The sequence below is a fragment of the Mesorhizobium sp. P160927 genome (assembly GCF_057766385.1).
The window spans coordinates 4688844-4699813 of the sequence record NZ_JBYMDW010000001.1 but is presented as its reverse complement, the minus strand read 5'-3'; the positions used below and the strand labels follow the sequence as shown (position 1 = coordinate 4699813).

Genomic DNA, 10970 nt, shown 5'->3' with positions numbered 1-10970 from the left:
GTAATACTTGCGGCAGGTGGATCGGAACTTTAGTTTGCCATCATGTCCCACGATCATGACCACGACAACGAACTCGATCCGTTTGCCGCGCGGGTGCGCGCGCTGGAAACCATCCTGACCCGCAAGGGGCTGATCGATCCGGCCGCGATCGACGTCATCGTCGATACCTACGAGAAGAAGATCGGTCCGCGCAACGGCGCCCGGGTAGTGGCCAAGGCCTGGAGCGATCCCGCTTTTGCCGCGTGGCTGAAGCGCGACGCGACGGCGGCGATCGAATCGCTGAGCTATACCGGCCGGCAAGGCGAGCATATGCAGGCGGTGTTCAATACCGGGGATACCCACAACCTCGTCGTCTGCACATTGTGCTCCTGTTATCCGTGGTCCGTGCTTGGCCTACCGCCGGTGTGGTACAAGGCGCCGCCCTACAGGTCGCGCGCGGTGATCGATCCGCGCGGCGTGCTCGAGGAGTTCGGGCTGGTGCTGCCGGCGGGGACGAAGATACGCGTCTGGGATTCGACAGCGGAACTGCGCTATCTCGTCGTGCCGATGCGACCGGAGGGCACCGAAGGCTGGAGCGAGGAGCGGCTGTCCGAGCTGGTGAGCCGCGATGCCATGATCGGCACGGCTCTGGCAAGTCACCCCGCATGAACGGGCCGCAGGATCTCGGCGGACAGATGGGTTTCGGGCCGGTCGCGCCCGAACGGGATGAGCCGTATTTCCATGCCGAATGGGAGAGGCGGGCGCTCGGCGTGACGCTCTGCGCCGGCGGCATGGGCGCCTGGAACATCGACGAGAGCCGGCACGCGCGGGAATCGCTGCATCCGGCCGATTATTATGGCTCCAGCTACTATCAGATCTGGATCAAGGCGCTTGAGATCTTGCTCAAGCGGCATGGTTTCGTCAGCGAGCGCGACCTCGGGGCGGGCGAGGCGATCGATCCGGCGGCGAAGCCCAAAAGAGTGCTGAAGGCGGAAAACGTTCCCGCTGTGCTGGCCAAGGGCGGTCCTTGCGATCGGCCGGTGGAGACAGCGCCGCGCTTCAAGGCCGGGGATTCTGTGCGGACGAAAAACTTCAACCCGACCGGCCACACCAGGCTGCCGCGCTATGCGCGCGACAAGCAGGGCACCATCGAGGCGGTGCGCGACGGCTTCGTCTTTCCCGACAGCAACGCGCATGGGCAGGGCGAGAATCCGCAATGGGTCTACACCGTGGTTCTCGACGGCACGGAAATCTGGGGCGAGGGCGCCGACCCGACGCTTGTCGTCTCGATCGATGCCTGGGAGAGTTATCTTGAGCCGGCCTGAAGCGAAGGGGTCCGCCGCCAGTTTGCCCGCCGGCTTCGACGCACCTGTGTTCGCCGAGCCATGGCAGGCCGAAGCCTTCGCCATGACTATGGCGCTGCACCGTAAGGGCCTGTTTTCGTGGAACGAATGGGCGGATGCCTTGTCAGCCGAGGTGAAGAAGCCAGATGCCGCGGCGGACGGCCACGATTATTACGAGCATTGGCTGGCGGCGCTGGAAGGGCTGCTCGCCTCCAAGGGGCTGGCCGCCAAACCCGATGTCGACGCGATGGCGCGGGCCTGGGAGCGCGCCGCGTACGCCACGCCGCATGGCAAGCCGATCCTACTGGAGAACGATCCGCGGCTACCAGCTGAATTTCGTTCCCTTTACGTTCCTGCTTGCGGCTGATAGCCTGAACTGCAGGGGAGTTCGCCACCGGCAGTGTCGATGTGGTGGCGGCGATCTTGTGTTTGCCTCGCGAATCCGGTCACACGATCAGATGGAATTTTCACCCCAACAGGATGAGGCGCTGCAAGCGGTCGCCCGCTGGCTGAAGACCGGCAAGCCGCAGCTGTTCCGGCTGTTCGGCTATGCCGGCACCGGCAAGACGACGCTGGCGCGCTATTTCGCCGAACATGTCGACGGCCAGGTGCAGTTCGCAGCCTTCACCGGCAAGGCCGCCCAGGTGCTGCGCTCCAAGGGCGCGGTCAACGCCCGCACCATCCATTCGCTGATCTACAGGCCCAAGGGCGAGGAATCGGTGGCCGACGAGGTCACCGGCAAGACCTCGATGTCGCCAACCTTCTCACTCAACCGGCAGAGCCCGATCTCGCGCGCGAAACTGGTCGTCATCGACGAGTGCTCGATGGTCGACGAGCAGCTCGGCCGCGACCTGATGAGTTTCGGCACGCCGATCCTGGTGCTGGGCGACCCCGGCCAGTTGCCGCCGATCTCGGGTGGCGGCTTCTTCACCGATCATGAGCCGGACTTCTTGCTGACCGAAATCCACCGGCAGGCGCGCGACAATCCGATCCTGCGGCTGGCGCTCGATGTGCGCGAGGGCCGCGAATTCATGCGCGGCGACTATGGCACCGCGAAGGTGATCGGCAAGGAAGACGTCAATCAGGAACTGGTGCTGAGGGCGGACCAAGTGCTGGTCGGCACCAACCGCACGCGGCGGCGCTACAACCAGCGCCTGCGCGAGCTCAAGGGCTTCAATGCCGATTACCCACAAGCCGGCGACAAGCTGGTGTGCCTGCGCAACGACCCAGCCAAGGGCCTGCTCAACGGATCGCTGTGGAAGGTGATGACCTCGTCGCGCGAGACGGTCAAGCCCGGCATCAATCTTCTGGTTTCGCCCGAGGAGGACGATCCGGATCGCGGCGTCGCCAAGATCAAGTTGCTGAAGGCGGCGTTCGAGGATCCGGACGCCGAAATCCCTTGGCAGCAGAAGAAGCGCTTCGACGATTTCGACTATGGCTATGCGCTGACGGTGCACAAGGCACAGGGCTCGCAGTGGAACGAGATCGTGCTGTTCGACGAGAGCTGGGCCTTCAAGGAAACGCGCCAGCGCTGGCTTTACACAGCCATCACCCGGGCCGCCGAACGCCTGACCATCGTCAGGTAGAAGACTCGGCGGGTGGCCGGGAGAACCTTTTCATCCTCTTTCTGGAGCGGCGGTCGCCTCCTCACTCGTCGGCCGCGCGCCGAGCCATTCCCAGGCAGCTGCCTCGTCCTCGATCTTGAAATGCCTGAATTCGACGGGCGAGGAAGCGGGCAAGGCGTATCGTGCGTTCGGCGTCCAGTCAGGGGCGCCGATCGCCGCGCAACGGCCAACATGTTCCAATGCATGGATGGCACCCTTCTTGATGGTCTCGTCCGAGATGTCGGCCCAGTCGACGCCCTCGTGATCGACTATGCGCACGGCCACGTCGATCTTCTGATGGAGCAAATAGGCCGCCTCCAGCAGACCGAACAGGTTTTCGGCATCGGCGGCCGAGACATGGCCGACCACGTCGATGGCAAAGAGGTCGTCGCGGCTGGTCTCGATGCGGCGGATCGCCGGCACGGATTGGAGGAAATTCAAGGTGGTGCCTCCCTTTCGTGGAGTATGTTGGTCTTCTGGAACACCGGAAAGGCCCTATCTGTTCCCGTCAAAGACGCTATAGATGCGCCGTCTCAAATGCGCCGTGCCGGAACGAATGAGCGCGGCGCGCCTCGATCGCCTGTTTCACGGACGCCAAACCATGCCCGCCAAGCTTTCCGTCAACCTCAACGCCATCGCCATGCTGCGCAACCGGCGCGACCTGCCGTGGCCCGATGTGATCGGTGTCGGCCGCCTCGCGCTTGCCGCCGGAGCGCATGGGCTGACGGTGCATCCGCGCCCCGACGAACGTCATACAAGGCATTCCGACCTGCCCGAGATCAGGGCGCTGATCGACGACGAGTTCCCACGGGCGGAATTCAACATCGAGGGCTACCCAAGCGAGGATTTCCTGGCGCTGGTGGAGAAACATCAGCCCGAACAGGTGACGCTTGTGCCCGACGATCCCTCCCAGGCGACCTCCGACCATGGCTGGAACTTCATCGCCGATGCGGCGTTTCTGACGCCGATCGTCAGACGTCTGAAGAAGGGCGGTTTCAGGGTCTCGCTGTTTTCCGATGCCGATCCCGCCGGCATGGCGGCCGCGCGCGACACTGGCGCCGATCGTATCGAACTCTATACCGGTCCTTATGGCAGCTATCATTCCGATTCCGGTAAGGCGGCCAAAGAATTGGAACGATTGGGGAAAACGGCTGACGCGGCATTTGCCGCCGGTCTCCAGGTCAATGCCGGGCACGATCTGACGGTGGTCAATCTGCCCGCGCTGGCAAGGCGTGTTCCGGCATTGGCCGAAGTGTCGATCGGACATGGGTTGACAGCCGACGCGTTGGAGTATGGCATGGCCAGCACAGTGGGCCGGTTCCTCAGGGCATGCGGCTGGTAGGGGTGGTAATACTTCGTATTGGTATGGCAGCCATCGCGTGCATTTGATATCGTATCGCAGCATGCATAAAGCACCGCGCGCTTGTCGGAGAGTGGTCGATGGCCCTTGCCAATAGCGGGAGCGAGGCTGAAACCGTCGAGCAATCGGGCCATGCCGGGGTCGAGCAGCACAGCACCAAGGTTCTCATGCTGGGCGCGCTCGGCGTTGTCTATGGCGACATAGGCACAAGTCCGATCTACGCCTTTCGCGAGGCGCTTCACGCTTCGCCCGGCATCGATACGCGCGTTCACGTGCTTGGCGTGCTGTCGCTGATCGTCTGGGCGCTGACGATCATCGTGACCGTCAAATACGTTGCCTTCGTGCTTCGTGCCGACAACAAGGGCGAAGGCGGCACACTGTCACTGATGTCGTTGGCACGCAGCGCCTATCCCAAAGGCGCTCGACTGATTCTGGTGATCGGTCTTTGCGGCGCGGCGCTGTTTTTCGGCGATTCGATCATAACGCCGGCCATCTCGGTGCTGTCGGCGGTCGAAGGCCTCACGGTGGTGACCCCAACGCTGGACGCCTATGTCGTGCCGATCACCCTGGTCATCCTTGCCATCCTGTTCTCCGTGCAACGCTTCGGCACGGGAAAGGTGGCGGCGGTGTTCGGGCCGGTGACGGCGCTGTGGTTCCTGGCCATCGGCGTTGCCGGCATCTATCACTTGCTGGACGATCCATCGATCCTGCTTGCCATCAATCCCTATTACGCGGTCGCTTATCTGGCCAGCACACCGACCGCCGCCTTTGTCACCGTCGGCGCCGTGTTCCTGGCGGTAACCGGGGCCGAGGCGCTTTATGTCGATCTCGGCCATTTCGGACGCAAGCCGATCGTGCTGGCATGGTTTTCCGTGGTTTTCCCCTGCCTGCTGCTCAACTATTTCGGGCAGGGCGCCTTTGTGCTCGCCAATGACGGAAAACCGACCAACCCGTTCTTCCAGATGCTGCCTGACTGGGCGCTGATGCCGATGGTGGGGCTTGCAACGGCGGCGACGGTCATTGCCAGCCAAGCGGTCATTTCAGGGGCTTTTTCGCTGACCGGACAGGCGGTGCAGCTTAATCTTCTGCCGCGCATCGAGGTGCAGCATACGTCGGAGATGCAGTCCGGGCAGATCTACATGCCGCGCGTCAACCTACTCATCGCGATGGGCGTGATGCTGCTGGTGGTCGGTTTCGGCAGTTCGAGTTCGCTGGCGTCCGCCTACGGCATCTCGGTGACCGGCGAAATGCTGATGACGACGATCCTGCTGTTCGTGGTGATGCGCAAGATGTGGAAATGGAAGCTGGCGCTCGCCCTGGCGCTGACCTTGCTGTTCGGCATCATCGACAGCGGCTTCTTCCTGGCCAATGTCGTGAAGATCGTGGAAGGCGGCTGGGTCTCGATCACCGTTGCCTGCCTAATGGGGCTGATCATGTGGACGTGGATACGCGGCAGCCGCTATCTCTTCGACAAGACCCGGCGCAATGAAATCCCGCTCGACTTCCTCGCCGGCAATCTGTTGAAGAAGAAGCCGCAGCTGGTGTCCGGCACTGCGGTGTTCCTGACCAGCGATCCGCTCAGCGCGCCAACCGCGCTGATGCACAGCCTCAAGCACTACAAGGTGCTGCACGAGCAGAACGTCATCCTTTCGGTGGTGACCGCGCCGCAGCCCGTCGTGCCCGACAGCGAACGCGTCAAGATGGAGACGGTCAACGAGTTGTTCATGCGGGTGACGCTGACCTTCGGCTACATGGAACAGCCCAACATTCCACGCGCGCTGGCGATCTGCCGCAAGCAAGGCTGGAAGTTCGACATCATGACGACGTCCTTCTTCCTTTCGCGGCGGTCGCTCAAGGCATCGCCCAATTCAGGCATGCCGGTGTGGCAGGACAGGCTGTTCATCGGCTTGGCGCGCTCGGCGGCCGATGCGACGGAGTATTTCCAGATCCCGACCGGCCGCGTCGTTGAAATCGGCACGCAGGTCGCCATTTAACAGACACGTGCTCGCCGGCCCGCAGGTTTTGCCATGGATCCGGACATGAGCCCGCGAATGTCGCATCGACCGGCATTCGCTCGACGTCGCCCACAAGAAGCCGCGCGCTGCAGACATGAGTGCCATAACGTTACGGCACTTGATATTGCATTGCAGCAAGCGTAGAGCACCGCGCGTTTATCGGAGTGTCGTACATGGCCCTTGCCAGTGCTGGTAGTGAGGCAGAACCCGTCGACCAATCGAGCCATCCCGAAATCGAACAGCACAGCGCCAAGGTGTTGATGCTGGGCGCGCTCGGCGTGGTCTATGGCGATATCGGCACCAGCCCGATCTATGCGTTCCGCGAGGCGCTGGTCGCGTCTTCCGGCGGGCAAGTTGCCGACCGTGGCGACATTCTTGGCGTTTTGTCGCTGATCATCTGGTCACTGACGATCATCGTCACCATCAAATACATCATGTTCGTGCTGCGTGCCGACAATCGCGGCGAGGGCGGCGTGCTGTCGCTGATGGCGCTGGCGCGCGGCAGTTTTCCGAAACGCTCGGCGCTGATGCTCGGCATCGGCATCGTCGGCGCCTCGCTGTTTTTCGGCGACGCCGTCATCACGCCGGCGATTTCGGTGCTGTCGGCGGTCGAGGGCATGAATGTCGTCACCCCCACCTTCCAGCCCTATGTGGTGCCATTGACGCTGGTCATCCTCGCCATGGTGTTCGCGGTTCAGCGTTTCGGCACCGGTGGCGTCGGGCTGGTCTTCGGCCCGGTGACCGCGATATGGTTCCTGGCCATCGGCCTTTCCGGTCTCAAGCACATCATCGCGGATCCGGAGATCCTGTGGGCGGTCAGCCCGCACTATATCGTCGCCTTCCTGATCCATTCGCCCGATGTGGCTTTCGTCACCATCGGCGCCATCTTCCTTGCCGTCACCGGCGCCGAGGCGCTTTACGCCGATCTCGGCCATTTCGGACGCAAACCCATCGTGCTCGCCTGGCTATGGATCGTGTTCCCCTGCCTGCTGTTGAATTATGCCGGGCAGGGCGCGTTCGTGCTGGCGAAGAACGGCGTGGTCGGCCATCCGTTCTTCGAAATGAACGAGGGTTGGGCGCTGATCCCGATGGTGGTGCTGGCGACGGCGGCGACGGTCATTGCCAGCCAAGCGGTCATTTCAGGGGCTTTTTCGCTGACCCGACAGGCCGTGCAGCTCAACATGCTGCCAAGGCTCGAAATCCTGCACACGTCGGAAAAACAGTCCGGCCAGATCTACATGCCGCGCGTCAACCTGCTGCTGGCTCTGGTGGTGATGATGCTGGTGGTCGGCTTCGGCGAGTCCAGCAAGCTGGCCTCCGCCTACGGCATCTCGGTGACCGGCAACATGCTGGTGACGACGGTCCTGCTCTATGTGGTCATGACCCGTATCTGGAAATGGAAGCTGTCGGTCGCGGTCCCGCTGACCGTACTGTTCGCTTTCATCGACGTCGGCTTCTTCGCCTCCAACATCGTCAAGGTGTTCGAAGGCGGCTGGGCGTCGCTGGTGGTGGCCTTCACCATCGTGTTGGGCATGTGGACCTGGGTGCGTGGCAGCCGCTATCTCTTCGACAAGACCCGGCGCAACGAAATCCCGCTCGATTTCCTCGCCGGCAATCTGTTGAAGAAGAAGCCGCAGCTGGTGTCCGGCACCGCGGTGTTCCTGACCAGCGATCCGCTCAGCGCGCCAACCGCGCTGATGCACAGCCTCAAGCACTACAAGGTGCTGCACGAGCAGAACGTCATCCTTTCGGTGGTGACCGCGCCGCAGCCCGTCGTGCCCGACAGCGAACGCGTCAAGATGGAGACGGTCAACGAGTTGTTCATGCGGGTGACGCTGACCTTCGGCTACATGGAACAGCCCAACATTCCACGCGCGCTGGCGATCTGCCGCAAGCAAGGCTGGAAGTTCGACATCATGACGACGTCCTTCTTCCTTTCGCGGCGGTCGCTCAAGGCATCGCCCAATTCAGGCATGCCGGTGTGGCAGGACAGGCTGTTCATCGGCTTGGCGCGCTCGGCGGCCGATGCGACGGAGTATTTCCAGATCCCGACCGGACGTGTGGTAGAAATCGGCACGCAGGTGGCGATCTGACGAGTTGGATCGCCTGAACGGGGAGGCGGCCATGGGCGGCGAATTGGTGCTTGTCACCGGCGGATCGGGTTTCCTCGGGGCGCACTGTATTCTTGCCCTGTTGAAGGCGGGCTATCGCGTGCGCACGACGGTGCGCTTCGCCAAGCGTGAAGCCGACGTTATCGCCATGCTCAAGGCCGGCGGCGGCGAGCCGGGCGACAGGCTTTCCTTTGCCATCGCCGACCTCATGAGCGATGCGGGCTGGCCCGACGCTGTCGCCGGCTGCGACTATGTCCTGCATGTCGCGTCACCATTTCCGCCCGGCGTGCCGAAGCATGAGGACGACCTGATCATCCCGGCTCGCGAAGGCGCGTTGCGCGTACTCAGGGCGGCGCGAGACGCTGGCGTCAAACGCCTTGTGCTGACCTCGTCCTTCGCCGCCATAGGCTATGGCAAGATGCCGCCCGGCGACCGGCCTTTCAACGAGGAGAGCTGGACAGATCCGACGGCCAAGGTCAGCGCCTATGTGAAATCGAAGACGCTTGCCGAGCGCGCGGCCTGGGATTTCATCGCCGCCGAGGGTGGCAGGTTGGAGTTGGCCGTCGTCAATCCGGTCGGCATTTTCGGGCCCGTGCTCGGGGCCGACCATTCTACCTCCACCGAATTTGTTCAGCGCATGATGAACGGTGCGATGCCCGGGTTGCCACGCCTGTCCTTCGGCGTGGTCGACGCGCGCGACGTGGCGGACCTGCATGTGCGCGCAATGACCAATCCCGCCGCCAGTGGCGAGCGCTTCCTGGCCGTTGCCGGCGATTTCATGACCGTGAGGGAGATCGCCCAGACGGTGAAAACGCGGCTCGGCGCGGCCGCCTCGCGGGTCACGACGCGGGAGCTTCCCGATTGGTTGGTGCGGGTAGTGGGGCTGTTCAACGCGGAAGCCGCGCAACTCGTGACGGAACTCGGCAAGGTCAAGAACGCCACCAACGCCAAGGCCGTGCGCATGCTCGGCTGGGCGCCGCGCTCGCGCGAAGACGCGCTGGCCGCCACCGCAGAAAGCCTGGTCCGGCTCGGGCTGGTCAAGACCCTGAAATAGCGCGGCGGGAGAAAGACTTCCCGCCGCGCTGATATCAACCCGCCAGTGCGGCCTTGTTGGCCTCGAGGAACTGCTTCAGCGGTACCGATTTCCGACCGGAAAGTGTCTCTACCGAGTCCGTTACCATGCCAAGGTCGCCGGCGCGCGTGGCGGCGTCGAAGGACACCAGGAGCCTGGCAATCGGCTCGGGAAGTCCGGCTGCCTTCATGCCCTCGGTCAGCGCTTCATCGGAGAGCTGGACGACCTGGATCGGCTTGCCTGTGACTTCGGTGACGAGCACGGCAACTTCGGCTGATGTATAGGCCTTGGGGCCAGTCAGCGTGTAAGTCGTGCTTTCGGTGTTATCCGAAGCCAGCCCCGCGGCTATGGCCGCGGCGAGGTCGTCACGGGCGCCATAGGAAATAGCGCCGTCGGCCGCCGACGTATACCATTGGCCCGATGCGAGGATTTGGGGCATCGCCATGAACAGGTTCTCGTCGTACCAGCCATTGCGGAAGATGGTGTAGGGAATGCCGCTGGCCTTGATCGCCTGTTCGGTGTCGTAGTGGTCGGGAGCAAAGAGCACGGCGGAACCAGGTTCGGTGTTGGGCAACGAGGTGTAAAGCAGGTGGCCGACACCAGCCTGCCGGGCCGCCGCGACGGCGGCAAGCTGCTGCTCGCGACGCTTTCCCTGGATCGCGAGTTCGTTGGTCGAGATGATGAGCGCCCGGTCGGCGCCCGCGAAGGCTTTGGCAAGCGAGGCCCGATCGTCGAAATTTGCCTCGCGAACAGTGACGCCGCGCGCCGACAGGTCGGCAAGGGTGGCGGGCGTGCGGGTCGTGGCGATGATCCGGGCCGCCGGCACCTCGAACGTGTCCAGCAGATGGTTGATGACGCTGCGGCCGAGCTGGCCGGACGCGCCGGTGACGAGAAGAGTTGCGGTCATTGGGGATCCTGACATTGCGCCGGAAGGGCGGTTCGGGTGGTGGTCTCAAAAAGAGACCAGCACTAAAATAGGAATTGACCCACTGCCGTAAAGAAGGCAGTTTTTGGGGAGGTAGGCACACGCAGGGAACCAGCCATGGACAGCCGGACCGTCAATCTGAAATCCAAACTCGAAGTCTACAAAGCGATGACCGACGGCGGAAACATTGCCGATTGCCCGGTCCGCGATGTCATCCAGGGACTCAACGGCAAATGGAGTTCGCTGCTGACGGCAGCGCTGGCCGAGCAGCCTTATCGCTTCGGCGAGCTGCGGCGGCTGGTTCCCGATATCTCACAGCGCATGTTGACCCAGACGCTCCACGATCTGCAGCGCGACGGCTATGTGCGCCGCGAGGTGTTTGCGACCAAGCCGCCCAGTGTCGAATACAGCCTCACCGACCTTGGGCGATCGATGTTCGACGCTTTGCAGTATCTGCTGCAGTGGGCCGAAATCAACCATGATGCTGTGCGCGGCGCGCGCACTGCCTTCGATTCGACGCAGGCTTTACCAGCCGGGTAGCGCTCGGCGTCGCGACTTGAT

Annotated in this window: 11 protein-coding genes; 9 read left to right on the top strand and 2 right to left on the bottom strand. The window is 63.1% G+C overall.

The features are described from left to right. Positions 1-42 precede the first annotated feature (42 nt). From nthA to AC3CB8_RS22915, 4 genes are all read left to right on the top strand, one after another. Positions 43-648, top strand: coding sequence for a nitrile hydratase subunit alpha (gene nthA, locus AC3CB8_RS22930; RefSeq protein WP_352563896.1), 606 nt, complete (start codon positions 43-45; stop codon positions 646-648). Beyond that, positions 645-1304: a nitrile hydratase subunit beta gene (nthB, locus tag AC3CB8_RS22925; protein ID WP_023769744.1), complete on the top strand. Its 660-nt coding sequence runs from the start codon at positions 645-647 to the stop codon at positions 1302-1304. The genes nthA and nthB overlap by 4 nt, the downstream gene beginning before the upstream one ends. Then, the gene (locus AC3CB8_RS22920; protein ID WP_352563897.1) at positions 1291-1689 is read left to right on the top strand and encodes a nitrile hydratase accessory protein; all 399 of its coding nucleotides are present in this window, start codon (positions 1291-1293) and stop codon (positions 1687-1689) included. Before nthB ends, AC3CB8_RS22920 begins: the two co-directional genes overlap by 14 nt. A 91-nt stretch (positions 1690-1780) precedes the next feature. Next, positions 1781-2908, top strand: coding sequence for an ATP-dependent DNA helicase (locus AC3CB8_RS22915; protein ID WP_023769747.1), 1128 nt, complete (start codon positions 1781-1783; stop codon positions 2906-2908). 30 nt (positions 2909-2938) lie between these two features. On the opposite strand, the gene AC3CB8_RS22910 is transcribed toward AC3CB8_RS22915, so the two are convergent. Then, positions 2939-3367, bottom strand: coding sequence for a SpoIIAA family protein (locus AC3CB8_RS22910; RefSeq protein ID WP_023769748.1), 429 nt, complete (start codon positions 3365-3367; stop codon positions 2939-2941). 160 nt (positions 3368-3527) lie between these two features. Here AC3CB8_RS22910 and AC3CB8_RS22905 point away from each other — a divergent pair, with 160 nt between their 5' ends. The 4 genes from AC3CB8_RS22905 (at position 3528) to AC3CB8_RS22890 (ending at position 9466) form a co-directional block, all read left to right on the top strand. Continuing rightward, a complete protein-coding gene (locus AC3CB8_RS22905; protein WP_352563914.1) occupies positions 3528-4268 on the top strand; it encodes a pyridoxine 5'-phosphate synthase in 741 nt (246 codons plus the stop codon). 98 nt (positions 4269-4366) lie between these two features. Further along, positions 4367-6280 (top strand): potassium transporter Kup, encoded by a 1914-nt coding sequence (locus AC3CB8_RS22900; protein ID WP_352563898.1) that lies wholly within the window; start codon positions 4367-4369, stop codon positions 6278-6280. Between the two features lie 194 nt (positions 6281-6474). Continuing rightward, on the top strand, positions 6475-8394 hold the full coding sequence (locus AC3CB8_RS22895) for a potassium transporter Kup (RefSeq protein ID WP_352563899.1): 1920 nt from the start codon (positions 6475-6477) through the stop codon (positions 8392-8394). Positions 8395-8425: 31 nt separating this feature from the next. After that, positions 8426-9466: an SDR family oxidoreductase gene (locus AC3CB8_RS22890; protein ID WP_023769751.1), complete on the top strand. Its 1041-nt coding sequence runs from the start codon at positions 8426-8428 to the stop codon at positions 9464-9466. A 34-nt stretch (positions 9467-9500) separates the two neighbouring features. Here AC3CB8_RS22890 and AC3CB8_RS22885 read toward each other — a convergent pair whose 3' ends face one another. Then, a complete protein-coding gene (locus AC3CB8_RS22885) occupies positions 9501-10391 on the bottom strand; it encodes an SDR family oxidoreductase (protein ID WP_023769752.1) in 891 nt (296 codons plus the stop codon). A 135-nt stretch (positions 10392-10526) separates the two neighbouring features. On the opposite strand from AC3CB8_RS22885, the gene AC3CB8_RS22880 reads away from it, so the two are divergent. After that, positions 10527-10949 (top strand): winged helix-turn-helix transcriptional regulator, encoded by a 423-nt coding sequence (locus AC3CB8_RS22880; protein WP_352563901.1) that lies wholly within the window; start codon positions 10527-10529, stop codon positions 10947-10949. The last annotated feature ends 21 nt before the right edge of the window (positions 10950-10970 follow it).

Bases quoted from the DNA above. Each gene is read 5' to 3' on its own strand.
- AC3CB8_RS22895 (WP_352563899.1), top strand. From the start codon at position 6,475: ATGGCCCTTGCCAGTGCTGGTAGTGAGGCAGAACCCGTCGACCAATCG.
- AC3CB8_RS22880 (WP_352563901.1), top strand. From the start codon at position 10,527: ATGGACAGCCGGACCGTCAATCTGAAATCCAAACTCGAAGTCTACAAA.
- AC3CB8_RS22885 (WP_023769752.1), bottom strand. From the start codon at position 10,391: ATGACCGCAACTCTTCTCGTCACCGGCGCGTCCGGCCAGCTCGGCCGC.
- AC3CB8_RS22890 (WP_023769751.1), top strand. From the start codon at position 8,426: ATGGGCGGCGAATTGGTGCTTGTCACCGGCGGATCGGGTTTCCTCGGG.
- nthB (WP_023769744.1), top strand. From the start codon at position 645: ATGAACGGGCCGCAGGATCTCGGCGGACAGATGGGTTTCGGGCCGGTC.
- nthA (WP_352563896.1), top strand. From the start codon at position 43: ATGTCCCACGATCATGACCACGACAACGAACTCGATCCGTTTGCCGCG.
- AC3CB8_RS22905 (WP_352563914.1), top strand. From the start codon at position 3,528: ATGCCCGCCAAGCTTTCCGTCAACCTCAACGCCATCGCCATGCTGCGC.
- AC3CB8_RS22915 (WP_023769747.1), top strand. From the start codon at position 1,781: ATGGAATTTTCACCCCAACAGGATGAGGCGCTGCAAGCGGTCGCCCGC.
- AC3CB8_RS22900 (WP_352563898.1), top strand. From the start codon at position 4,367: ATGGCCCTTGCCAATAGCGGGAGCGAGGCTGAAACCGTCGAGCAATCG.